The following is a 24236-nucleotide window of genomic DNA, read 5'->3' as shown; positions in this document are numbered from 1 at the left end:
CCTCAGGGTCCCAGTCTCCAGGTGTCCATGATCAAGGGGAAGCCTCAATGTCGACTTCACCCCGCTGCGCGACGAGGACCGGGCCGCAGGTGGCTTCAGTCAGGCCGCCTGAGTGGCTGAGCGAGAAATCACCCAGGTCAGAGACCGCCGCGGGGTCAGTCCGCGCGGCGAGGGCGCGGTGCCATCATCCCCACGTACCAGAATCATGGCGCAGTGGCGCAATTTCGCTGTGCGACGCCTGCGCATCCTCGATGATGCTGTCATGACGGGGAAAGCTCTGGCGTGGTCTGGCGGAATCGTGACGGCTGTGACTTCGGGCGGTCTCATCTGGTACTTCAACCGCGTGGGGCTGGAAAAGGCGACCTCGCTGGCCGGGGTGGCGGGTTTGTTCGTCGCCATCGCCAGTCTCGTCGTGACCATTTGGGGGTTGGTGCTCCAGTACCGCCCCAGTGGAGGCGGACAGCACGTGGCGGCGAACGTCGGCGGAGGCGTGTACCAGGTGCGTGGGGCAACTGGCTCAGTCAAGATCAAAAGCAGTTCTTCGACGCCCACTCCGCCCCCGACGCCACCGGCAGGGGCACCGCAACCTCCGCGAGCCGTGCCCCGCGGTGATCAGACGGTCTTCGGTTCGATCTCCGGACCGGTCCACCAGGTCGACGGTGGCACGGACATTGAGGTGGAGTGAGGCTGCCGAACTTGCCTGACGCCTGGGGAAAGTGGGGACGCCGCCGCAGGGCCACCTCACAGTCCGTGAGCCGATCGACCGTGTGGGGCAGCCTCTACCAGGTCGACAGCGGTGGTGGCGCCGTCACCCTTCAGCACGAGGGCAACGGCGACATGTCACGTCCCGGTTGTCCTCGAAGTCGGGCGGCAGGTCGTCCTCCGGGTTCTTCCAGCGATTCGTACTGCGGATGGCCGCGCCCGACACCGACCCATGCCGCGTCAGCTCTCCGGGGCCTCGTCGGTGAGCCTGCGGCGAATCACCTTCGCCTCGCCGGTACGGCCGAGCCCGTCGAGTACGTCCGCCTGTGTCTCCTGCACGTCCCGTAGAAGCCCGGCGAACACAGCCGGTGTCTCCGCGGCCAATCGGCGGTAAATCTCCACGGCCTCCGCCACCGCCGTCAACGCCCCGGGAAGAAGGCCCGGTTCCCCACCGACTCGCAGCCTCGCCATCGTCCACAGCGACTTGGCGAGGTCGGGCTCGTACACGGAGGAGTTCTCCTCGGCGAAGCGGCGTCGGATGGTGACGACCTCCTCGATCGCGACCAGCGCCTCGACCAGTCGCCCCACCGCCCCGTACCGGATCGCCAGGATGGTCAACGAGTGGGCGAGATCGGGTTCATAGCAGACTGGATCCGCCCGCCGGCGGTAGACCTCGCCAGCTTCCTCGACGGCTGGCTCCTCGGCCCGCCTTCCCAGCAACCCCCGCCAGATTGAAAACTGGTTCAACACCTTGCTGAGGTCGGGCCCGTATGCGACGCGATCCGTCAGGCGGCGGTGTACCTCGACGGCTTCCTCGATCGCGGCCAGCCCCTTGACCCGCCGCCCCACTGCCCAGTACTGGCTCGACAGGTTCTTCAATGACCTGGCGAGGTCGGGTTCGTATGCGGCCGGATCCGCCCCCGCCAGAGGGCGCTGAGCCTCGACGGCTTCCTCGGTTACGGCCAGTGCCTCGGCCCGCCGCCCCACCTCGCCCAGCCGGACCGACAGGGTGTTCAACGCGTTGGCGAGGTCGGGTTCGTATGCGGCGGAGTTCCCCCCCACCAGGCGGCGTCGGATGGTGACGGCTTCCTCGATCGCGGCCAGTGCCTCGGCCCGCCGCCCCACCTCGCCCAGCCGGACCGACAGGGTGTTCAACGCGTTGGCGAGGTCGGGTTCGTATGCGGCGGAGTTCCCCCCCACCAGGCGGCGTCGGATGGTGACGGCTTCCTCGATCGCGGCCAGTGCCTCGGCCCGCCGCCCCACCTCGCCCAGCCGGACCGACAGGTTGTTCAATGACCTGGCGAGATCAGGCTCGTACGCTGCGGTATCCGCCCCCACCAGACGGCGATGGACCGCGACGGCTTCCTCGATCACGATCAGTGCCTCGGCCCGCCGCCCCACCTCGCCCAGCCGGACCGACAGGATGTTCAACGCGTTGGCGAGATCAGGCTCGTACGCTGCAGGATCCGCCCCCGCCAGACGGCGATAGATCTCGACGACTTCCTCGATCATCGTATCCGTGTTTCTGTTCCTGCCCCTCGATCCCCAGTACCGGTTCGATTGGGTACTCAGCGCGTTGGCGAGATCAGGCTCGTACACTGCGGGATCCGCCCCCGCCAGACGGCGATAGATCCCGACAGCCTTCTCGATCGCGAGCAGAGCCTCAAGCCCCTGCCCTGCCTCCCAGTATCGGTTCGACAGGGAGCTGAGCGTGTTGGCGAGGTCGGGCTCGTACGCTGCGGGATCCGCCCCCGCCAGACGGCGATGGACCGCGACGGCTTCCTCGATCGCGAGCAGCTCCTCGTCCGTCTCCTCCTCTTCGGACACGCTGCAGGCCTTGAGGCTGAAATCCAGCTGTGCGAGGCGGCATCGGATGGTGACGGCTTCGCCGATTGCGGTCAGTGCCTCGGCCTGCCGCCCCATCGCCCCGAGCCAGATCGACTGGGTGTTCAACGCGTTCGCGAGGTCGGGTTCGTACCCGGCGGGGTTTGCCTGCGCGAGGCGGCGTCGGATGGTGACGGCTTCCTCGATTGCGGTCAGTGCCTCGGCCTGCCGCCCCATCGCCCCGAGCCAGATCGACTGGGTGTTCAACGCGTTCGCGAGGTCGGGTTCGTACCCGGCGGGGTTTGCCTGCGCGAGGCGGCGTCGGATGGTGACGGCTTCGTCGATTGCGGTCAGTGCCTCGGCCTGCCGCCCCATCGCCCCGTATCGGATCGACTGGGTGTTCAACGCGTTCGCGAGGTCGGGCTCGTACACGGCGGGATCCGCCCCCGCCAGGCGGCGATGGACCGCGACGGCTTCCTCAATCGCGGCCAGCCCCTCGTCCTGCCGCCCCAGGTCCCCGAACCAGATCGACAGGATGTTCAACGCGTTCGCGAGGTCAGGTTCGTACCCGGCGGGGTTTGCCTGCGCGAGGCGGCGTCGGATGGTGACGGCTTCCTCGATCGCGGCCAGCCCCTCGGCCCGCCGCCCCACCGCCCAGTATCGGATCGACTGGGTGTTCAACGCGTTCGCGAGGTCGGGCTCGTACACGGCGGGATCCGCCCCCGCCAGGCGGCGATGGACCGCGACGGCCTCCTCGATCGCGGCCAGGCCCTCGGCCGGTCGCCCCATCGCCCCGTATCGGATCGCCTGGGTGTTCAACGCGTTGGCGAGGTCGGGTTCGTGCGCGGCGGGGTTGGCGTGTGCGAGGCGGCGTCGGATGGTGACGGCTTCCTCGATCGCGGCCAGCCCCTCGGCCCGCCGCCCCACCGCGCCCAGCCGGAACGACAGGTTGTTCAACGCGTTGGCGAGGTCGGGTTCGTGCGCGGCGGGGTTGGCGTGTGCGAGGCGGCGTCGGATGGTGACGGCTTCCTCGATCGCGGCCAGCCCCTCGGCTCGCCGCCCCACGTCCCCGAACCGGACCGACAGAGTGTTCAACGACCTGGCGAGGTCGTGCTCATGCACGGCGGGATCCGCCCCCGCCAGACGGCGTTGGATCTCGACGGCCTCCTCGATCGCGGCCAGTGCCTCGGCCCACCGCCCCACCTCGCCGTACCGGATCGACAGGGTGTTCAACGCGCCGGCGAGGTCGGATTCGTGCGCGGCGGGATCCGTCAGGCGGCGATGGACCGTGACTGCTTCCTCGATTGCGGCCAGTGCCTCGGCCCGTCGCCCCACGTCCCCGTACCGGACCGACAGATTGTTCAACGACTTGGCGAGGGTGGGCTCGTGCGCGGCGGGATCCGCCCCCGCCAGACGGCGTTGGATCTCGACGGCCTCCTCGTTCATGGCCAGGCCCTCGGCCCGGCGCCCCACCTCACCCAGCCAGATCGACAGGTTGTTCAACGATTTAGCGAGATCGGGTTCGTGCGCGGCGGGGTTCTCTTGCGCGAGGCGGCGTCGGATGCCCAATGCCTGGTCCTCGGCGGCCAGGGCCTGTTGGTAGAGGCCGGCGTTGCCGTAGCGCTTGGCGAGGGCGGCGTGTAGATCGGCCTGGTGGGCCGGGTCCGTGGTGACGGCGAGGCGGTGGGGGGTGAGGCGGGCGGTGACGGCGGCAATGCCGGCGTCGAGGTCGCTGTGGCGACCTTCGGGCAGGTGGGCGTCGACAGCCTCCAGGACCTCCACGGGCACGTCATCCAGGGCGGCGAGGGCGGCCAGGGCGGCGCCGCCGGCATGGAGCGCGAGGTTCGGGCGGGTGGTGAGCAGGGGGACGAGTTGTGTGGTGGTGACGTGGGGCCAGCGGGCGGCGGCCGCGATCAGGACCGTGAGGGCGGATCGGGCCCATGGGCCCCGCCCCTCGATGGTGCCGTTGTTCCCGGTACCTGTGCGAGTGTCGGGTGGCGGACGGAGGAGGCGTTGGGGGGCGGTGGCGGTCCAGGGGTCAGGGTCGGAGTGGGTCAGGTGGTGGCCGGGGGTGGTGAGGGCGAGGAAGTCCTCGGCCAGGCGGTCGGGGTGGAGCGGTTCCAGGACGGTGCCGGCGTGGGGGTCGGCCGGGGGGTAGGGGACGGCGTGGTCGGTCAGGGCGTGGTCGGTGCTGTGGTCGGGGCACGCGCCGATCGCGGCCAGGGCTGCCTTGGCGTCGTCGTGGGTCAGAGTCCCTGTGAGGGCGGCGGTGTACGCGGTGTGGGCCAGGGTTTCGGCGGTGACAGTGACGCGCCGGTTGTCGTGCAGGCTCTGCCAGTGGTCGCGTTCGCGGCCCAGCAGGTATCCGGAGATGCGGCCCGGGGCGTCCAGGTCCACGGTGGGGGTGCCGGTGCGGTGGGCGTCGACGGCGACCAAAGCGGCCATGTGCACCGCCAGCACCTGCCCGAATCGCTCCCGGTCGCCCAATGTCGCGGGTACCGGGATCCGGTGCGGGTCGGGAACGTCCAACGCTAGCGCGAAACGATCACGGGCGGCGGCGAAAAGGGCTGCCGGGTCGGTGCCGGGGTCGTCCGTCAGCGGGGGCAGGCACAGGGCGTCGGTGTCCAGGTCCATGCGGTCCAGGCGATTGGTCAGGGTCTGCCACCACAACCCGGCCGGACGGGACACCAACAACACGCGCACCCGTATCCCCTGCGCGGGGGCGTGCGCGAGCATGGCCAACAGATCCGCGGCCGGCCACCGCTCCGCGTAGTCCACCACCAACAACACCCCCGCCCGCGGATTCCCCACGCCGGCCCGACCCGGAGCGTCGCCCTCGCCCGCCGAGGAGTTCGCCGGGGCGGGGTCGCCGGCGTGTCGGGCCTGCAACACCTCCCAACCGTCGGCATGCGAGTCGGCGGCGAAACGGGCGGCCAACCGCGTCTTGCCCTGCCCGCCCGCCCCGTGCAGCAGCTTCACCGACACCGCTTCCGAACCGTCCCGCCACGCCGCCAACCGCCCCAGCTCCTCGGCCCGACCGGTGAAGCCGACCAGCGCGTAGCGCGAATGCAACAGACGTGCCGGCTGCGTGCGCGCCGCCCCCACCGACGGGGCCGAGTGCTCGCGCGGGAAGGCGCCGACGCGGTACAACGGGTGCTCCGTGCCCGTGGCGATGTGCACGGGACCCACGGTGTCGGAGACCTGGATCACCGGCCCGTATATCACCGAATCCGCCACCCGCTGGCCCGGCCGCGCCCCGTGGGTCGGCGTCGCCGCGGCGTCTTCCCGTGCCGAACCCTCCCCGGAACCAGTCGGGGTGCCCGGGCGGGGCCACCAACGGGACTTGCGGCCGGCGCCGGTCACGGACCCTCCTCGATGTCGACGTCCCCGGTGGTGTCCCGCACCTGGTCGACCGGACCCACGATCGTGCTGTCGCGTACCCGTTGCCCGTCGCCCCCCGTTGGTGCGCCGCCTGACGGAGGCGGTACCGGCGCCACCGGAGGCAGGGACGCCGCGGGGCGGCCGCGGCGGGTGATGCGCACGTTGCCGCCGATGTTGGATACCTGCGCGGCACCGCCGTTCACCTCACTGTTCGCGAGCGACTGTCCGCCCTGCGGGGAGTGTTCGCGTCGTGGCCCGGTCACCGCCACCACCAACCCCGCGATCGCCACGAACAGGCCCGCCACGCTCGCCGACTTGTCCGCCGCGTCCAACCCCACCGCCGCGAGATACACCGCCAACCCCACCAGCGCCGCACCCGCCACCACACCACCCACCCACGCCCGCATCTTGGCTGTCATCCCTCTATCGTCCACCCCCATCCCCGACCACGTCCCCTTGCTCACACGGACGGTGACACGCCCGTGACGTCCACCCTCGGCGAAGCTGCGATCCCCGAGACGACGAGCCGGAACACGCGACCGACGACGTCCGACGACCCGGCCCTCCTTTCGCGGGGGCCGACTGTAGGTCGGTGTCCACGATGAAGATCGTCTGACCTGCCGGCTGGAGGCGTTGTCGGGTTTTGCCGCGTCGGCCGCCGTGCCGCCCTTACGATCCGTCACCGGGCCGGTACGCCGGGAGAACGCGGGAGGGCGTGGGGATGCAGGAGCTGGAGCGGATCACGGCTCGACGGGGTGAACTGGACGTGCTCACCGAGAAACTGGCCAAGCAGCTTGCCGAGGTCCAGGCCGAGCGGGAGGAGCTGGTGATTGCCGAGCGGGTCCTGAACCGGCTGGCCGAGCAGGACCGGGCCGCGGCCGGTGCCGCCGCCCCGGTTCCCGGCCGGGTGGCGGGGCGGGCTGTCCTGCTGATCCCGCACCGCGGCGAGAATCCCGATGAGACCGCCCTGCTGGACGACTACCGCATGATCCTGGCGATCGTGCAGGCCGCCGACGGCCCGGTCCAGGTCAGGGCGGTGGGTGAGGAGCTGGGCCTTGACGTTGCGGTGCGTGGGAAGCTGGAGCCGCTGCGGGCGAAGATGACCAAGCTCGCTGATCGCGGCTGGCTGCACAAACGTCCCGACGGGCGGTTCACCGCACGTCGGTGACCGTGCCGGAAGAAAACCCGGCAGGCCGTAACCAGCGAAACCCCGGCGGCAGTTGAGTTCGGTGTGAAGAAAAACAACGGGTCCGTCGAGGGCCCTGACGACCTTGTCTACACTGCCCGCCTGCCGCTGTCGAGCGCCACTTTGAACTATCTCGCCACCCTGATACGCGGCCACTGCAAGAAGATCGGCTCGCGGTGGCGGGCGCTGCCCGCGGGAAGGATCGCGGGGATCGTGCTGGCGGTGCTGCGCTGTGACCAGCGGCCGGGCGACCTGGCCGGCGGCAACGGGATACACCGCACCACCGTGACACGGTGGGTCAGGGAAGTCGTCGGCCTGCTGGCCGCCCGCGCCCCGCGCCTGGACCGCGCCCTGAAGAGAATCGCCCGAACGGGTGGCGGGGTGGTCCTGCTGGATGGCTCGCTGATCCGCACCCGGCGGCGCACCGGGACGGAAAACCGGAAGAACTACTCGGGCAAGCACAAGCACCATGGTCTGCTCGTGATCGCGCTCACCGACGACAAGGGCCGACTGCTCTGGGTCTCGGCGGCCCGGCCGGGGCGGACCTCGGAGATCACCGCCTGCCGTCACGCCAAGCTCACGCAGAAGTTGCGGGCGGCCCGGCTCGGAGCGATCGCCGACCTGGGATTCGTCGGGCTCGATGACAGCGGTCCCGATGCCGACCCAGCGGTGATCACCGGCTACAAGGCCGCCCGGAACCGGCCGCTCACGCGAGGGCAGAAGCTGTCGAACAAGGCCCTTGCCGCAGTACGGGCGCCGGTCGAGCACGGCTTCGCCCACCTGAAGAACTGGCGCGTCCTCGGCAAGGTCCGCACGGATCCGAAGTGGGCGACCGCGCTGGTGAGGGCTCTGCTGGTCCTGACGAACCGCGAAGTCTCCCGGTGACCGACGATCTTCGCCGAAGCCATCCGCCCACGACCAGCACGAGCATCCCGAACCCCGCGCACACCAGACCCGTGACCTGCAACTTCACGATGCACAGTGCTCAATGCGGAGCCCGGCTGGTGCACATCTCCAGCGACTATGTCTTTGACGGAACTGCGCCGCCCTACCGGCCTGACAGCCTCCCGAATCCGCTGAACGCCTACGGCCGCTGGAAGCTCCTCGCCGAGCAAGCCGTGCGTGCCGCCTGCCCGGACGCGGCGATCCTGCGGCTGCCCGTGCTCTACGGACCGGTCCAATTCGCAGCCGAGACAAATCTGACCGTGATTGCCCGCCAGGTAGGGACCGGCACACCGGTTGAGCTGGACGACGTGTGTGTTCGCTACCCCACGCACGTGGACGAGGCCGCCGAGGTGTGCAGCCAGCTCGCCCGTTCCCTGTTGGAAGGGAAGGGCCTGGGATCGGTTGCCCACTGGAGTGCGGAGCACGGGCTGACCAAGTACCGGATGGCTCTCCTGATCGCGCGCAGGTTTGGCCTGCCCGTCGATCACGTGCGCGGCGGGGTCGCGGACGCGGCGCCCGGAGACCGGCCGGTCGACTGCCGCCTCGACTCCCTTGATCTGCACGGGGCCCTTAACCCGGTCCGTCGCCTGTTCGACATCGAGTTCCCACCCGTGGTCGAGCCCTGGCTTATCCCTGCCGGACTCGTTCCCGGACGAAGGAAGGAACCATCATGACCGCGCTCCTGTACGAGGACTTCGCCCATGCGTATGTGACCGGGGTGGGCGACACGGTCCGCCGCATGCTCACCCGTGGCGGTACTGCTGTTGATCTGCTGGCCAAGGCCACCGCCAGTGGCGGCGAAGTCCGCGCCTTCGGCAACGGCGGCTCCTCTGCGATCGTCCGCTCGGCTCTGCTCCAGCTCCACGCCCAGGCCGGAGTACCGGTGAACGACGCGATGATGAGCCCGGCGACCCTGGCCTACAGCGCGCAGCAGCAGGACTACCGCACGGCCTTCGCTCGGTCGCTCGCCGACGGCATCAGCCGGGTCGACCTGGTCGTTGTCGCCAGCGTCAGCGGCCGGTCGGCGAACATTGTCGAGGCCGCCCGGCTCTGCGCCGAACGCCGCGTGCCAGTGTTGGCTCTGGTGGGCGGCGACGGTTCCCAGATGGAGTCGGCCGACGGGATGGTCTGGGCGACCGGCACCACGGATCAGCAGATCAGCGAAGACGCCATGCTGACTGTGCTGACCCTGGCCGCCGCCGCGGTCGCCCCCTCCGCGGAGCCCCTGTCGGCCCGAGCGGAGCAGCACCTGCGCGCCCTGGGCGCAGTGGATACCGAGGTGCTGGGGGCATTCCTGCGGGAGGCGACTGAAGCCGTCGCGGACGCGATCCGATACCGGCGCCGGATCTACGTGCTGTGCCCGGACGGCGGGCCCCTCGCCCTCGTCGGCGAGCATTTCGCACACAACTTGGCCTGGGACGCGCCGCTCGGCGTCGAGGGGGTACAACCCCCGCTCGTCGTCAGCGATCCCTCGCTGGCCGACCTGAGCGCGATGCACAACGACCACCCCGACCCCGCGCACGGCGTCTGCTACCAGCTGAGCAGCACGGATCCCGACGACGTGGTGTTCCTCCTGGCCTATGACTCCGCCAGCAGGACGACCCACGAGGCCGTCAACGCCGCCACCGTGGCAGGAACCCGACCGCTCCTCCTTCACCGGGACGGCCCCCGCCATTCCGGCGTTGGGGCGCGTCACTTCCGGCTGCCGCGTGTCGACGACTTCGCGCTCGCGGCCCTGGTGCAGTCGGTCGCCCATCTGCTGTGCCGAACCACCCGCGCCGTCCTGGCACGGACCGAACCGGCCCTGGCGCTGCACTGTCGTCCGACGACCTCATGGCGCAGGACCTGGCACCGCTCCGCGAACTTTCCGACACCCCGTTCCACTGAACGAAAGGTCCCACCATGTCCGTACGTGAGATCCGCACCGACATCGTCCGCGCCGCCCGCAGCGAGATCGCCGCCCTGGCGCGCATCCCGGTCGCCTCGATCGTGGATGCCCTCGGCAAAACCGGCGCACTCAGCTACTGCCTGCGCCTTCAGACCCCGGGCCAGGTTCTGTGCGGCAGCGCCGTCACCGCGCTGGGCCCGGACGTGACCGTGCGGCGCGCGGCCATCGACCTGGCGCTGCCCGGCGACGTCGTCGTGGTCGCGGCCGGCGGGAACAAGGAACGCTCGTGCTTCGGCGGCGTGACCGCAGCACACATGCAGAGCCGGGGCATCGCCGGAGTCCTCGTCGATGGCATGGTCCGGGACGTCGCCGAGTTGCGCCACATCGCCTTCCCCACTGTCGCCCGTGGCACCACCCCCCTCAACTACGACTACCCCGCCGGCCGAGAGGCCGGCGGGGTCAACGTCCCCGTGGACATCGACAACGTCCGCATTACCCCCGGGGACGTAGTGGTCGGGGACGAGGACGGAACGGTGATCGTCCCCCGCGACCAGGTCGCGGCCGTCATCGCCACTGCCCATGCGTCCATGAGCGCCGAGGCAGAGAAGTGGTGGGCTCGTCGCGGCCAGAGCCTCGGCGCCGTGCAGCAACTCGCCAACTCCGGCTACAAGATCATCTGATGGGGTCCCCGATGACCGACCACACCCAACTCGCCGCGACCTTCCGGCAATTCGCCGACCAGCAGGCGACGGGCCTGTCTCCCCTGTACGCCACCCTGTCCCGCGCGGTCGCCCGCACCCCCGAGTTACTCGCCCTCGCGGCCTGCACCCAGCCGGGACAGCCCGCTCCGAACATGTTGCTCGGGGCCGTCCACCACGTCCTCCGCCGCGGTGTCCAGCACCCGCTCGCCTCCTACTTCACCGGCCACGAGGACCTGGCAGACGACCGTGCCATCGACCTGCTGGCGGACTTCTGCCGCCAGCACGCCGGACAGATCCGGCGGATCATCGGGGCCCGGTCCGTCCAGACCAACGAGGTCAACCGCTGTTCGGTCCTTCTGCCCGCCTTCGCCGCGCTCCAGCAGCAGCTCGACGACGGACGACCGATCAGGATCGTGGACGTGGGCGCCAGCGCCGGGCTGACCCTGCTCTGGGACCGCTACACCTACGAGTACAACGGTCACCGGCTCACCCTGCCGGACAGCAACCGGGACACTGTCGTGCACTGCGCGGTCAGGGGCGGAACCCCACCTTTGACTCTCGATGTCACGCGGTTCGTCCACCCGGTCGGGATCGAACCGAACCCGGTGGACGTCACGGACCCCGAGGCCATCGAGTGGCTGATCAGCCTCACCTGGCCCGAGCAGACCAAGCGGATGCGCACCCTGAACTCCGCCCTGGCGCTGGCCGCCCGTACGCCGCCGACGATCCTGGCCGGCACAGCCCAGGAGCACCTCGTTGGCATCGTCGACGAGACCCCGGCCGACCAGCACCTCCTCTTCGTCTTCTCCTGGTCGATCTACCAGATCTTCGGCTCGCCTGGCGGCCGGGAGCGTCTCGTCGACACCTTCGCCGAGCTGAGCCGGCGCCGCCCGCTGCACGAAATCTCCATCGGCCACTTCGGCCACGACACCCCCCGCGTGATCATGGCCAGTCACGACGGCGGCGTCAGCCGCTCCGACGTCGTGGCCCACTGCGACGTCTACGGCACCTGGCTTGAGTGGCTGGCCAATCCGCCCGCCCGGCCGAGCGCCTGAGGGGAGTGCCTCATGTCGCACACGATCACCAGGGCGGTCGTGGCCACCGGCGGAGCCGGGACCAAGATGTCCCCGATCACTCGCATCCTGCCCAAGGAGATGCTGCCCGCCGGAGGGAAGCCGATCCTGGAGCACCTCGTCCATGAACTGCAGGCGGCCCAGATCACGGATGTCCTGTTCGTGATCTCCTCACGCAAGCCGCAGACCCCGGCCTACTTCGGCAGCGGCGCCGCGTACGGCATGGACTTCTCCTACCGCGTCCAGGACGACGGCGCCGGCCCCGGCGCCCCCATCCTCGCCGCCGAGACATGGACCGCAGGCCAGCCGTTCGTCCATGCGTTCCCCCGGGGCTCAAGCACCCGCTGGGCATAGGTGGTCTTCCCCGAGCCAGTGAGCCCCACCAGCAGAAAGACCGTCGGAACATCGCTCTCGGCCAACGTCAACTCCCCTCACCCCTCCGAATTGGACACGCTGAGTGTGCAGTCCTCAGACGGTCGGTACGTCATTCACCGGCATATCCAGGCGGAGACGGGCCAGGCGGACAGGGTGCCGCCAGACACCGCGATCCTGGGCCGTGTCGACGCTGACCTCCGCCACCCGGTCCGGAGCGACCAGCGTCGTGTCGAGGACGTCGCGGTTGCCCCACGCGGTGGAGAACCGAGCGTCTTCCCACGGGTGCGTTCCCACGCTGGCGGCGGTGAGCCAGCCGACGAGCTGCTGGGCAGCCGTGGTGGAGATCTGAGTTGTCTTCCCGACGTAGCGCAACCGGCCCTCGCCGTCGAAGCGCCCCAAAACCAGCATGCGGGGCCGGGACAGGGTGCCGGTAATCGCGCCGACCACAGCCTCGGTCGTCTGTCTCGCTCTCACTTTCAGCCAGCCTATGGCCCCGGGGCGGTACGGCTGGAGGAGGCCCTTGCAGACCACGCCCTCAACCCCGGGCGTCCGTGTCCACGTCTCCAGCCACTCCCGGGCCACCGCCGGGTCCTTCGTCGACGGGCACAAGGTCCACGGCGGGGACAGCGCATGGCCTGCGAACAGCGCCTCCAGCCGGCTACGACGCTGCTCGTACGGCTCGGCGACTATCGGCTGCCCGCCGAGCTGGAGGATGTCGAACGCCACAAAGTAGGCGGGGTGCGCTCTGGCGAGCGTCTGCACCGCCCGGGGAGTGGTGGTCACGGCCCGCCGCTGGAGAACCTCGAAATCCATGGTCCCCGCACTGTTCAGAACCAGCAGCTCACCATCCAGCACCAGGCCCGGCGGCAGCTGAACGGCAGCTGCGGCCAGGTCTGGAAACCGGTCCTGGATCAGCGAACCCCGCCGGGTCTGGAGCAGGAAGGGACCGTCTGGTCGGGCAGGGCTGAAGGCAATCGCCCGGTACCCGTCCCACTTGAGGTCCATGGCCAGCCCGCCGCGCAGTGCCCCCGGGCTCGGGATGGTGTCGCGGGCCTGGGCAAGCATGGGCTCCACTGGCGGGCGGAGGCGATCCGGGCTCATCCTTCGGGTCTACCGCTCCAACCGGGCGTGTGCCACCCGAAGGGACGCCCTTCCCGCCGGGCGGAACATAACGCGAGATCGCCGGTTAGCCAAACCGGCGATATTCAGCACCATTGGTAGTCCACCGCCACTCCCCTGCCCGTACGTCGAAAGGCACCACCCCACGACCACAGAGCAGCCACGAAGCAAGCCCGGCAACGGAGCCCGCAGAGGGTCACACCGCCGCGTAGCTCGCCCGGAACAGTTCTTGCGCCCGCTCCACGTCCCTCGGCGTACGCAGCTGCACCTCCAGATCACCGGTCCCGTGATGACCGAGCCCGGACACATCCCGGGTGAAGCCCGGAATGAGGTCCACGGCCGCCGGGTCCACCTTCAGGTAGACCAGCAGCTTGCTGCGCTGCGGCGGGCAGAGGCAGGCAAAGTTCCGCAGCCGCTGATACGCCCGGTAGGTCTTCCGCTCCACACGGTTCACACCGTCCCCGATCCCGAGCAGCGCTTCGTCGACCGCGCTCGCCAGCTCCACCATCGACGCGCCCTCGACGCCGACTACCGCCTGCCTGCGCGCCCGGCGGGCTACTTTCATGCCACCGCTCACGGACGCCACGGTCTCAAGACCGAGCAGGTCGCTGCCGAAGAGTCGGTAGCGGACCAGGTCGATCGAGCGCCGGTGCTCGCGCACAGCGTGCACGTCGTAGCGGGTGAAGTCGCCAGCGACGCAGATCAGGCGCGGTCCGCTCCACAGGACCTGGGACGCGGCCGTCACCCCGAGGCGGTCGCGGACCAGGCGCTCGAACTCGGCGCGGTGATCCATCAGCCACGCCAGGTAGAACAGACCCTGGTTGATCACGCCGGCGTCAGTGCCGCGCTTGTACTCGACGATGACTGGGCTACCGTTCTCGTCCAGCCCGAGCGAGTCGATCCGGCCTCCGTGCACCGACCCGGTGCCGTACTCGCTTGCCAGGAACCGGACGCCCAGCAGCGTCTCCATGTGTGCCTCGACGAGGCCCTGCACATCGGCCTCGATCTCAGCAAGGCGTGGCATGACCTCGGTCATGCCGCTATCCCTTGTGTCCGTGCGGAACAGCCTCAGACCTGACACCTTCCCTCCTCGGCCAAGGCTCCGTCAACGCCAGAGAGGTGTCGATCTATTTCCGGGAGATCACACAGATGCGCGGAGGTGAGGCTTGTATATCTGCCCAACTGGGGTATCTCCGCGGCTCGTCGGCCAGACGACGCGCAATGCCCCCTTCCGCCGAGGGGAGGCAAGCACCGCGGTACTCAGCACATATACCTTCAATTCCGGGTGCCCGGCGTCCGCTTTGAACCGGCGCCGGTGTGGAGGGCATGCTCCACGCCGGGCATCAAGGAGAGCCTGACGGGCACCAATCCCCCAGAATTCGACCCGCCATCGGAGAGCTCTACCGGTCCGAAGGCGGAACTCCCCTCATCCTCGCGCCGACGGCACCGACCGCTCGACACTCTGCGAACACGCCGCAGCCCCGGAGAAACCTCTCCGGGGCTGCGCAACTTGTCAGGCCGTTGGATGGGGCTGGCCGCACATTGATCGACGTGTCCGGCCAACCACCGGTAGAACCTGCCTCAGGGGGCGCCATGGCCAACGCGTGACCAACAGCGCCCAGGAACAGACAGAAACACCTGGAATTAGGCCGAGGCAGCCGGAAGCCAGGAACCGGAACCTAGACGACAAACGTGCAGGTCAGAGGGCTAAACTGATTGGGTACGGCCGGGGGTGGCGGCCCCCACAGGACTGTTGGTCGAAGACAGAAGCCAGCTGCTCCGTTTCGGCTCGCCCTATGGCCTCGCACCAACACCGAGCCTTTGGCCAGCGACGGGTGTCAGAGGTCGGCCTCCGCCTCTTCGTCCGTACTCGTTTCGTCTTCGATCAGCCCGTACGGCGGACGGTCTTCGTTGCGGCTGTAGCGCACCACCACATCGTTCTCCACCAGCGGCGGCGGGCTGTTGTCGGCGACGATGAGCTGTGCTCGGCTGCCGCGGTCCGCGAGCCAGCGAGAGAGGTGCTGGTAGAAGTCGCCGATCGCCACGGCGTCCGCGATCACGGCATCGAGGGTGCCGCCGTGGCCCAGGTTCTTCTGGGGGCTGTCGATCATGAGGAATCCAGGGTGTGCGGCCCCTTCTTCGACGGCGATCTCGAAGACGGCAAGCTGCCAGGCCAGGGTCAGCAGAGTGCGGGCCCCGGACGAGGCTTCCTGGTATGGCTCACCGCGGACGAAGGGGGTGAGGTCGGTCTTGATGAAGGGCGTGCTGACCTTGGGGTAGCGCCAGGCCCGGAGGAGGTCGCCGTATCGGCTGCTGATCTTGGCGATGACACGGTCGCGGTCGTGGGAGGCGTCTCCGAGCCGTGCCAGTTCCTCCCGGAGACGGGCGATGTCGGTTTCGTGGCGCTCGACGACGTCGGCCCGTTTGGTGAGTCCTTCGCGGAGCTTGACCGCGTTCTCAGCCTGTTCGCTTTGGCGCAGGACCTGTTCGCGCCTTCGGTGGAGGTCGTCGCGGGCGGCGAGGAACGGTGAGACGGAGGGGGACGTCGCGGCGTCCAGCGCGGCGGCGGCTTCCTCTTCCCTCAGGGCCGCGTCTTCGGCCTGGAGTTTGAGTGCGGCGAGCGAGTCTCCGAGTTCATCGATGTAGCTGGTGATTTCTCTAAGGCGGGCCTGGGTGGACCGGGTCTCCGCCTTGACGTCCACCCGGCCGTCCCCGGGCAGGCTGCCGGTGTCGGCAGCCCCCAGGGTCAATGTCCCTTCCTGTGCGGTCAGTTCGTGACGGCACATGCTGCAGCGCCCGTTGTCGGCGGTGGGGGGAACCGAGAGCCGGTTCAGGCAGGCGGGGCAGGTGGTGACACTCAGGGGGTCGAAGAGCTGCTGTGCTTCGCCTAGCATGCCGAGCTTGAGGAGATCGTCCGCGTACTGTGCCCGCAGAGGCATCAGGCGTTGGAGCTGCGTTTCGCAGTCCCGCAGGACCGCCGCCGCCCGGCGGGAGTTCCCGGCCGCCTCTTTGTGCTGGTGGCGCAGCTGGGCCGCGAACTGCGTCCCCGCCTGCGCCCTGCGGTCCAACTCCTCCAGCTGGCTGGTGATGTCGGCCAGCTCCCCTTCGTGGACGGCGGGTGTGGGTTCGCCGTTCAGCGCGGTGGGATCCTGCTCCACCACGAAGGCGCGGGCTGCTGCCAGTTCGGCCTTGGCGCGGTTGAGCCGGCCGCCGAGTTCCTGGATGCGCTGGCCGAGTTCGACGGCGCGGTCGTCGTGGACTCCGAAGGCGACGTCGAGGACCTGCCGCAGCTTGTGCTTGCGCATGTAGTCGTTCTCGAACAGGAAGTTCTTGTCCGCGACGCGTTCGTTGGGAAGGAAGGCGAGCCACATCAGATCGCGGAAGCTGAGCGGGTCCGTGCGCGATTCGCTGTTGGTAGGTGCTTCGCGGAGCTGGACCCCTTCGAGCTTGCAGTGCCTGAGCAGGAGGGAAGACAGACTCTCCGGTGCTCCGGGCGGGTCGATGAGCCTGCTCTCGGCCCTGGATGCGGGCATGCTGTCGAGCGTTCCGCGGCGGACGAAGGCGACCTTCGAGGGTTCGCCGACCGACCGCTCGATCACGTGCGGCTCGCCGGACAGCTCGACTTCCAGAAGGCATGAACGGACCTTGCGCAGCACCTCCTGGTGGCGGGGGTGCCGTTTCGCGCCGAGCCCGTAGGCGATGAACTCCAGTACCGCTGTTTTGCCGGAGCTGAACGCTCCGGCGACGACGGAGAGGTTCCGCACCCTCTGGTCGGCGGTGAAGTCGACGTCGTAGGACCGCTCCATGCCGACCAAGCGCAAGCGGCGGATGCGGATACCGGGAAGCGGCTCCATGGTGATCATCCCTCCCAGGATGTTTCCAGCACGGGCCCCGGGCCCAGGACGCTCATGAGGGCAGCAGCGGGTCCGTCCGGCCTCAGCCACCGTGCGGTCTGCTCGCGCAGCCTCTTGTCAGTGAGTTTGCGGAGCTGGCGGACGACGATGCCGGCGGCGGTGGTGAAGGAGGTGGCGTAGGTGGCGGTGAAACGGCCACCGAGATCCTGACCGGCCTCGGTGATCGAGTAGGTGAGGGAGCCCTCGCGGTTCCGGATGCGGCAGCACCCGTAGGCCACCAGGAGCGCCAGGTCGTGCTGGATCCGTTCGCGTCGGCTCGTGAACCGCTGTGAGGAGGAGGCGTAGGCGAGGACCTGCGGGTCGAATCCGGCCAGCCGCAGGAGGCTGGCGTCCCGGCCCTCGGGGGGAACGACGAGGAAGGGGTTCGCGGACAGGAAGTCGTAGTACCCGATGCGTTCCAGTGTCGCCCCGTTCGCGTCCTGCGCGGCGACGGCGTCCAGGAGCAGCAGCAGTTGAGCAAGGCGGAAGGGCACCTCGTCCTCGGGCATCACGACCGGCCGGTCTGCGTGCACGGCATGCTCCTCATCAGTGGTCGGGCGGTGCGGGCGGTCGGGGTGTCTCAGTCGTCGGCGTGACCGCTCGCGATCTGCCGCCAGTGCGTGACCCATCCTGCCCGGCGGTTGTCGACCAGCCGGTGGACCAGGCCCCAGCTGTGCGTTACCTCCAGACGCAGCACCGTGGGCAGTTTGTCGTGCTCGGAGCGCACCTCGCGCCAGACCCGGCCGTGCAGAGCGGGGAGGGTACCCTCGGCCGAGCACTCGTTGAACTGCATCTCCCACACGCCGTGCAGCGTGGCGTCGGCAGAACTCAGCGCGGCGACCTCGCTCGGCACGCCCTTGTGTGCGACTTCGCGAGCCACCAGGTCGGCGTTGAAGAACTGCCGTTTGGCCGAGTCCAGTTCGACGTGGCCGGCCTCGGTCATCTGCCGCACGAACAGGGCAGAGTCGAGCGCGGTCGCCTTGTCCTCCTCCACGTCCAGCACGAGGCGCGTCTGCCCCTGGGCGGGGGCGGCGGGGGCTGTGAAGGGTTCGTAGTAGGCGCGCCGTACGTGGTCGCCTTCGGGGCTCTGCAGCTTCTTCACGAGCGTGGTCCCGTCCCACAGCTCGATGACGAGGCCATGATCCTTTTCCTTCCGCTTCTTCCAGCCGTCCCACCATTTGGCTGCCGGCCCGTCCATGCTGGAGGGGATGCACAGGATCCAGAGCGTGATGGTGTGACCGTTGGCCGCAGCGGCTTTCAGCGCGTTCTTCAGGGAGTCGCGAATCTGCTGGGACTGGCTGGTGGTGGTCTGCGGCATGAAGTACTTGGACTGCCAGACCGTGATGGCGCCCCCGAGGTCACCGGCGAAGGCGTCGATTCCCCAGTCGCCCGGATTCGCGGCGATCATCCGGACATTCGGATTGGTCGCACCGGCGAGCTGCGCGAGCATCTGCTCGAAGTCGGCCCGCGCCCCGTCCGCGCTTCCGGTCCGCAGCTCGTGCACGCGGAAATTGATGGGCGGAACCCCGGCTGCCACCGGCATGGAGCTGTTCAACCCGCACCCCCGTATCCCGCAGGCACCCCGACCGAACCGTATTCAGCGGTCTGTCCCCCCCTGCGCCACCCACAGTAACGGCCGTCAGCGTACGTGGGGCGGAATCATCCGATCAAGGTGCTTGCGGCCGGCGGGAGCGGGACGGTGGATGGGGCCGGTGCGCAGGGACAGCGGCAGGCCGCTGGCCCCGTGACCTGGGAGCCCGTACGCCCGAGGAGACCGCCGTCTCCATCACCGCCGAGATCATCGCCCACGCCACCAAGATCGTGTTACGAGCTCGTACGAGTGAATTGCCACCAGCCACCGCGAGTGGCTCGTCACAACCGACATCGTGTGCTTTAAGGTGCAGTTGCGGCTTGACCACCGCTCCCTGGAGACGCTTCGGCCCATTCCTCCACGCGCGGGTGAACCGGTCACTGATCACTCAGGACGACGCGCTGTCGCACACGAGTCTTACTTCCCAGCACCCAGGGCCGAGGTGCTCAGGAGAGTCATGTGTGCCTACGACCAATCCGTCGCGCTGAACCGCGTCAAGTACACGGGTGAAAGTATCCAGCAGGCCCGACGGGCCCTGGACTTGCTGCCTGAAACCACAGCAGCTCCAATCCCCGCTCCAGCACACGCGGCCCAAATGCGCCTGGAGGCACGCGTGTTCCTCGGCCTCCTGGAGAACCGCAACGCATGCACGCGCTTCCCCCTCGGCATCGTCTCAGTCCAGCCCGGTTCGAATCTGCTCACACTCCAGGTAGAAAGCGTGGACCGTGCTGCAGAGATCCTGTTCGGGCTCCTCCCCACCCTCCCTTCGGAAGGGGAACTGCACGGCGTGCCCGGCTTGCGCATCGTCAAACGCTTCCGCACAGCGATCGAACTCCGCGTACTGGGCCAGCCCACGCGGCTACGGCTGAGTGGTCTGCCCCACTCGCTGTGGCGCGAGGCGGAGCAGAACATGCTCAACAAGTGGATCGACCCGGATACCATGCAGCTCTGCTGGCGCACCTCTCGGTCAACATGGATCGCCGGTGAGCGTGAGCACTTCTCCCAGTGGGAGAACGACAACGATCCTTTCGTCCAGGTCCAGCATCGCGGAGCCTGGCTGGGCAGCGGGCTACTGCGCCGCACAGCCCTCCTTCACACCGTGGCCAACACCTACCTCGCAGACGGCTACCGCGGAACGGCGTTTGGCCACACACGGATCGTCGTGCGGTCCTCGCATGTGCGCGACCAAGGACCAGGGCCGCACCACATCGCCGCAGCCCTCCTGGACCCGGTCTTCGGTCTGCCGATGCATCTCACGCGGTTTCGAGGCGACACCGACCAGAAGTACGGCAGCGACCAGCACTTCATCCTCACCGACCCCGCCAAGACGGCGCTGCTCGACCTGCGAGCCTCTTTCGAACGCCCCCCATCCCGCCTCTCACCCGAACTCTGGCAGAGCATCCTGCGGCGCCTCCCACACGAAGGCTTCCCCAGCAACCTCTCCCCCGCCTTCCTCGCCGGGCTGTGCGGAGCAGACGCGTCATAGCCGCGCTCACACTTCTCGCGGGCGTCCAGCGCTTCTTGGTCGATGGGACCCAGGGAACCAAGTTGGACACTTCTCACCGATGCTTACGTCGGATAATCCCTTCGGCGCGGGGGTGAGGTTGGCTTGCACCCACGCCAAGCCGCGCGCAAATGCGGGCCTGCGTGACGCCCTTCAACTAAGGTGCCGTCGTAGGGCACAGCGGGGCCCGAATTGCGCAGCGTTCCCCCGACGAACGTTGCCTGACAAGCCAACTCGGCTGGCGTCGCAGCTTCGAGTATCCCTTGTGCGCAGCGGAGAATCGCCGTGTGGCCTGGGTCGGGACAGGAAACTGCGGCGGAAAGCCTCCCGCGTGAAGAACACTCGTATCGAACGCCGCGCCCAGAAGCTACAGATCGCCACAGGTCTGTCCTGGAGCACATCTCTCAGCAGGGTCAAGAGTCTCGCAGCCGCAGACCCACTGATTCCCCCAGCGGACGAGGCTCAGGCCGAGCTGGAGTGCTACTTCCTCTACCGCATGGCCTGGCCGGGGATTGACACACGCAACCCGTGGGGAATTCGCTCTGCCGATTCACGCCGGGACGCACTGCTCCTCACTGTCGAGGACGAAGACGTCAACCGGGAAGTATCCGGCGAGTCCATGGCGAGAGAACTGGTCCGCGCCTGCCTACCGCGGATCTCCGAAGAAGGAGAGCTATGCGGCATCCCCGGACTTCGCTTCACCGTGGAAGACGAGTCGATCCGCCTGTACCGGATTGGCCTTGCGGGCACCGTAACTCTGGCCGGTGTCGACACCGACGAATGGTTGATGGCCATTGACACCGTGACTCGCGATGCTGAATCCGCTGACACCTTCCTCTGTCACCAGCAGGCGCCCGACCGATGGCATAGCAGCGAGATCGCTACCCGCACCCCTGCCGCACAAGACATGTACGCCCAGCACCATCGCAGAATTATCGCTTCGTCATGGCTGGCTAGCGGAATTCTTCGCCGTGCACCCTTGCTAAGGACGATTGGTGTTCCACTCAGCACGACGGCCTGGACGAACCCATCCAGAGATGGCGGCCGGGAATGGATCATCGAGTACATCCATGAGCCACTCGCCGAGGCCCCCCTGCACCACCGGGGATTCCAGAACCTACTAACAGATCCCGAGTGCGGAATCCCCCTAGTCGTAACGGATTTCGACTGCACCTGTCAGCAACGCGCCGACGCCGGCTACGCATGCAGACTCTACGCATGCAGCCCGACCGGCAGCCCTGGAGAAATCCAGGTTCGCTTCTCTCGACGCCTGGGCAGGCGGCTGGCGCACTACACGGCAGACCGCAACGACTACGCGGCCCGGCGAAGCCTCTACCAACGCCTGCCTGAGAGCCTCCTGCCGGTGCCCGAACGCTGATTCCCCGGGGGGCCCACCACCGCACTGAGAACCCCCGCCGGCTGAGGCCGACGGGGGTTCGTCCCGTCTCACGCGAGAGAGCGTTTCCTCTCACACGCATCTCACCAACAGGGTCGAAGCGCCTGAACAGAATCGGCTGACCTGGCCTCTTGCATCTCACCTGGACCAGCCTGGACACCACAGGACGCCATCCACAACCTGTGCCATGTGGGACCGGAAACCGCCAACTCCTGCCTCGCAGACTCAACTCCGTCAGCCGCTGACGGGGGCAGGCACGACGCGCAGTGATCACTCAGCGTGCTGGCTATACAGCCAAACGAGCACCCGCCCGCCCCAGGCACGGCGCTCGCGGCATTAGCACCTCTGGGGAGAATCTGGGGAGTATTCGAAGGCTTGGGGAGCGCGTGGGGAGAATCGGCTACATAACGCAGCGCGAAACTGAAAGACAGTGAAAGACACATCCACGCAGGCCAGGGGCCCATAGAGCTCGTAACACGATCATGAGCGGGATCTCTTGAGGCGTCTCCAGCAGATGAGGCTGCAGGCGAGGGAGACGAAGGCGTCGTGGAGTTCGGTGCGGCGCTCCCAACGGACGGCGAGGCGTTTGAAGTGGTGAAGCAGGGCGAAGGTTTGCTCGACGACATAGCGGAGCTTGCCGATGCCCTTGATGTTGGGTGATCCCTTGCGGGAGATGACGGGCAGGATCCGTCGGCGACGCAGCTCGTCGCGGTGGGCGTTGGAGTCGTAGCCCTTGTCGCCGAGCAGGGCTTCGGGCCTGCGGCGAGGCCGGCCGGGGCGGCCGGCGACGGGTGGGATGCCGTCGACCAGGGCGAGAGTCTGGGTGACGTCGTTGACGTTGGCCGAGGTGGTGATGACTTTGAGCGGGGTGCCGCGTCCGTCGCAGATCAGGTGGTGTTTGCTGCCCGTTTTCCGCTGGCCGACCGGCGACGGACCGGTGTCGGCGCCCTCTATTTCGCGCGGATGTGGGAGCCGTCCACGCACGCCCGTGACCAGTCGAGTTCGCCGGCCGCGTTCAGCTCGGCGAGCAGGACCTGGTGCAACCGGTCGAACACCCCTGCCCTCTGCCACCGCTCCAAGCGACGCCAGCACGTCTGGCCCGAGCCGAACCCCAGCTCCAGGGGCAGGAGTTGCCAGGCTATGTCGTTGTAGAGGACGAACAGAATGCCCTGGAGGCAGAGCCGGTCCGACACCGGCCTTGGCCCCGGGGCTCGTTCCGGCCAAGGCGGCAACAACGGCTCGATCAGCGCCCACAAATCATCGTCCACGATCCACGGTCGAGTACCCACACCCTCACGAACGGCCGAATCGTCACACCGGTTACGCCCCACCAGCACACGGGCCTTGACCCCGGAGCTTGAACACATCTATGCGGCTCGGGTCAGGGTAGTTGATAGTGGGTGGAAGGTGGTCTCGTAGGCGATCGGGGAGCGTTGTCCGAGGTGGGAATGCCGGCGTCGGGTGTTGTATCGGGTCAGCCATCGGAAGGCGTCGAGCCGGGCCTCACGCTCGCTTGGCCAGCCCCTTTGCCCCTTCAGCGTCTCTCTTTTGAAGGTCGCGTTGAACGACTCCGCCAGTGCGTTGTCCGCGCTGGACCCGACCGCGCTCATGCTCTGACGGACCCCTGCTGACCTGCAGGCTTCGGCGAATTCTCGGCTCGTGTATTGCGAGCCGTGGTCGGTGTGCATCACCGCCCCGGCCAGGCTCCCGCGGGTCCGCTCGGCGGCGGCCAGGGCGTCGGTAACGAGTTCGGTCCGCATGTGATCGGCGACTGCCCACCCCGCCAGGCGTCTCGAGCAGAGGTCGATGACGGTCGCGAGATAGCAGAACTTCCCGCCACCGATCCTCAGGTAGGTGATGTCGCCGACGTACTTCGTGTTCGGGGCCGTGGCGGTGAAGTCACGCCCGATCAGGTCCGGCGCCTTCGGCGCGGCCGGGTCCGCGACGGTGGTGCGCTGCCGGCGCCGCAGCCGGACGCCCTCGAGCCCGATCGTCCGCATGATCCTCGCAACCCGCTTGTGGTTGACCGCCTGGCCGCCGTCGTCGCGGAGCTCAGCGGTGATTCTCGGGGCGCCGTAGGTGCCGTCGGAGTCCTCGTGGACCTTGCGTATCCGGGCGGCGAGCTGGGCGTCAGCGGCCTGCCGGGCCACCCTGGCAGGGGCGGTCCGGCGCCAGTAGTAGAAGCTCGAGCGGGAGATCCCGAGAATGTCACAGAGCCGCTTGACGCCGAACCGGCGCTGATGATCTTCAACGAACTGGCAGCGGGTCACCAGCGCGTCTCCGTCGCGAAATACCGGGCCGCCTTGCGGAGGATGTCGCGTTCTTCCTCCAGCTCGCGGATCCTCTTGCGCGCGGCGGCCAGCTCCGCCTGAACCAGCTCGCCGCCAGGCTGCGGCGCAGCCGCAGGCGCGGAGTGGGCACCGGCACGGCGTCCGTCGGCGGCCCGGATCCAGTTCCGCAGCGTCTCGGTGTTCACCCCGAGATCGGTGGCAACCGACTTGATCGTCGCTCCCGGACGCGACTGGTAGAGCGCCACCGCGTCCGCCTTGAACTCGGTGGGATAGTGCTTCATCCCCACAGGGACTCCGTTCTCCTGGACCATCAAGATCCAAGTCTCTCCGGTGTCCAAACTCCGGGGTCAGGGCCCCACTTCAACAA

The 24236-nt window shown here is 68.4% G+C and carries 19 protein-coding genes; 10 read left to right on the top strand and 9 right to left on the bottom strand.

Features of this window, described 5'->3' with window-relative positions; genetic code table 11:
* Positions 1-205: 205 nt before the first annotated feature.
* Positions 206-685, top strand: coding sequence for a hypothetical protein (locus OHA98_RS15880; protein WP_266926312.1), 480 nt, complete (start codon positions 206-208; stop codon positions 683-685).
* 257 nt (positions 686-942) lie between these two features.
* On the opposite strand, the gene OHA98_RS15875 is transcribed toward OHA98_RS15880, so the two are convergent.
* Together OHA98_RS15875 and OHA98_RS15870 are read right to left on the bottom strand one after the other, a co-directional pair.
* The gene (locus tag OHA98_RS15875; protein ID WP_266926310.1) at positions 943-5706 is read right to left on the bottom strand and encodes a tetratricopeptide repeat protein; all 4764 of its coding nucleotides are present in this window, start codon (positions 5704-5706) and stop codon (positions 943-945) included.
* Between the two features lie 179 nt (positions 5707-5885).
* Positions 5886-6326, bottom strand: a complete 441-nt coding sequence (locus tag OHA98_RS15870) for a hypothetical protein (protein WP_266926308.1) — start codon at positions 6324-6326, stop codon at positions 5886-5888.
* Positions 6327-6628: 302 nt separating this feature from the next.
* Here OHA98_RS15870 and OHA98_RS15865 point away from each other — a divergent pair, with 302 nt between their 5' ends.
* The 7 genes from OHA98_RS15865 (at position 6629) to OHA98_RS15835 (ending at position 12054) form a co-directional block, all read left to right on the top strand.
* Positions 6629-7075: a hypothetical protein gene (locus tag OHA98_RS15865; protein WP_266926306.1), complete on the top strand. Its 447-nt coding sequence runs from the start codon at positions 6629-6631 to the stop codon at positions 7073-7075.
* A 63-nt stretch (positions 7076-7138) separates the two neighbouring features.
* Entirely contained in the window at positions 7139-7978 is an 840-nt protein-coding gene (locus OHA98_RS15860; protein ID WP_266926304.1) for a transposase family protein, read from the top strand.
* Entirely contained in the window at positions 7975-8712 is a 738-nt protein-coding gene (locus OHA98_RS15855; RefSeq protein WP_266926302.1) for a sugar nucleotide-binding protein, read from the top strand. Before OHA98_RS15860 ends, OHA98_RS15855 begins: the two co-directional genes overlap by 4 nt.
* Positions 8709-10133: an SIS domain-containing protein gene (locus OHA98_RS15850; RefSeq protein ID WP_266926300.1), complete on the top strand. Its 1425-nt coding sequence runs from the start codon at positions 8709-8711 to the stop codon at positions 10131-10133. The genes OHA98_RS15855 and OHA98_RS15850 overlap by 4 nt, the downstream gene beginning before the upstream one ends.
* Positions 10028-10606, top strand: coding sequence for an RraA family protein (locus OHA98_RS15845; protein WP_266926298.1), 579 nt, complete (start codon positions 10028-10030; stop codon positions 10604-10606). Before OHA98_RS15850 ends, OHA98_RS15845 begins: the two co-directional genes overlap by 106 nt.
* 11 nt (positions 10607-10617) lie before the next feature.
* Positions 10618-11682 (top strand): DUF2332 domain-containing protein, encoded by a 1065-nt coding sequence (locus OHA98_RS15840; RefSeq protein ID WP_266926296.1) that lies wholly within the window; start codon positions 10618-10620, stop codon positions 11680-11682.
* Between the two features lie 12 nt (positions 11683-11694).
* Positions 11695-12054 carry a sugar phosphate nucleotidyltransferase gene (locus OHA98_RS15835; protein WP_266926294.1) on the top strand — a complete coding sequence of 120 codons (360 nt, stop codon included), beginning with the start codon at positions 11695-11697 and terminating at the stop codon, positions 12052-12054.
* A 114-nt stretch (positions 12055-12168) separates the two neighbouring features.
* On the opposite strand, the gene OHA98_RS15830 is transcribed toward OHA98_RS15835, so the two are convergent.
* From OHA98_RS15830 to OHA98_RS15810, 5 genes are all read right to left on the bottom strand, one after another.
* On the bottom strand, positions 12169-13140 hold the full coding sequence (locus OHA98_RS15830) for an ATP-dependent DNA ligase (protein ID WP_266926292.1): 972 nt from the start codon (positions 13138-13140) through the stop codon (positions 12169-12171).
* 250 nt (positions 13141-13390) lie between these two features.
* Complete coding sequence (locus OHA98_RS15825; RefSeq protein WP_266926290.1) at positions 13391-14275, bottom strand: DUF5655 domain-containing protein; 885 nt, start codon at positions 14273-14275, stop codon at positions 13391-13393.
* Between the two features lie 757 nt (positions 14276-15032).
* Complete coding sequence (locus OHA98_RS15820) at positions 15033-17057, bottom strand: DNA recombination protein RecN (protein WP_266926289.1); 2025 nt, start codon at positions 17055-17057, stop codon at positions 15033-15035.
* Positions 17054-17620 carry an ABC-three component system middle component 2 gene (locus OHA98_RS15815; protein WP_266926287.1) on the bottom strand — a complete coding sequence of 189 codons (567 nt, stop codon included), beginning with the start codon at positions 17618-17620 and terminating at the stop codon, positions 17054-17056. Before OHA98_RS15815 ends, OHA98_RS15820 begins: the two co-directional genes overlap by 4 nt.
* Positions 17621-17667: 47 nt before the next feature.
* Complete coding sequence (locus OHA98_RS15810; protein ID WP_266926285.1) at positions 17668-18591, bottom strand: serine/threonine protein kinase; 924 nt, start codon at positions 18589-18591, stop codon at positions 17668-17670.
* Positions 18592-19135: 544 nt separating this feature from the next.
* Between OHA98_RS15810 and OHA98_RS15805 the strand changes: the two genes are divergently transcribed.
* Positions 19136-20164 carry a hypothetical protein gene (locus OHA98_RS15805; RefSeq protein ID WP_266926283.1) on the top strand — a complete coding sequence of 343 codons (1029 nt, stop codon included), beginning with the start codon at positions 19136-19138 and terminating at the stop codon, positions 20162-20164.
* A gap of 349 nt (positions 20165-20513) precedes the next feature.
* Entirely contained in the window at positions 20514-21560 is a 1047-nt protein-coding gene (locus tag OHA98_RS15800) for a hypothetical protein (protein WP_266926281.1), read from the top strand.
* Between the two features lie 498 nt (positions 21561-22058).
* Here OHA98_RS15800 and OHA98_RS15795 read toward each other — a convergent pair.
* Both OHA98_RS15795 and OHA98_RS15790 read right to left on the bottom strand, forming a co-directional pair.
* Positions 22059-22945, bottom strand: a protein-coding gene (locus OHA98_RS15795) for an IS5 family transposase (protein WP_266926280.1) whose coding sequence is annotated in 2 segments (ribosomal slippage) — positions 22059-22529 and positions 22532-22945 — 885 coding nt in all. Because the reading frame shifts where the segments join, the coding sequence is not laid out codon by codon here.
* A protein-coding gene (locus OHA98_RS15790) for an IS3 family transposase (protein ID WP_266926278.1) occupies positions 22946-24156 on the bottom strand; the annotation gives its coding sequence in 2 pieces (ribosomal slippage) (positions 22946-23865 and positions 23865-24156; 1212 coding nt in all).
* Between the last annotated feature and the right edge of the window lie 80 nt (positions 24157-24236).

The sequence above is a fragment of the Streptomyces sp. NBC_00654 genome (genome assembly GCF_026341775.1).
Lineage (GTDB): Bacteria > Actinomycetota > Actinomycetes > Streptomycetales > Streptomycetaceae > Streptomyces.
The sequence above is the reverse complement of the archived record's forward strand: the minus strand, read 5'-3'. Positions and strand labels throughout refer to the sequence as shown.

Coding starts and splice junctions, on each gene's coding strand:
- OHA98_RS15835 (WP_266926294.1), top strand. CDS start 11,695: ATGTCGCACACGATCACCAGGGCGGTCGTGGCCACCGGCGGAGCCGGG.
- OHA98_RS15820 (WP_266926289.1), bottom strand. CDS start 17,057: ATGATCACCATGGAGCCGCTTCCCGGTATCCGCATCCGCCGCTTGCGC.
- OHA98_RS15850 (WP_266926300.1), top strand. CDS start 8,709: ATGACCGCGCTCCTGTACGAGGACTTCGCCCATGCGTATGTGACCGGG.
- OHA98_RS15880 (WP_266926312.1), top strand. CDS start 206: ATGGCGCAGTGGCGCAATTTCGCTGTGCGACGCCTGCGCATCCTCGAT.
- OHA98_RS15870 (WP_266926308.1), bottom strand. CDS start 6,326: ATGACAGCCAAGATGCGGGCGTGGGTGGGTGGTGTGGTGGCGGGTGCG.
- OHA98_RS15840 (WP_266926296.1), top strand. CDS start 10,618: ATGACCGACCACACCCAACTCGCCGCGACCTTCCGGCAATTCGCCGAC.
- OHA98_RS15865 (WP_266926306.1), top strand. CDS start 6,629: ATGCAGGAGCTGGAGCGGATCACGGCTCGACGGGGTGAACTGGACGTG.
- OHA98_RS15805 (WP_266926283.1), top strand. CDS start 19,136: ATGTGTGCCTACGACCAATCCGTCGCGCTGAACCGCGTCAAGTACACG.
- OHA98_RS15830 (WP_266926292.1), bottom strand. CDS start 13,140: ATGCTTGCCCAGGCCCGCGACACCATCCCGAGCCCGGGGGCACTGCGC.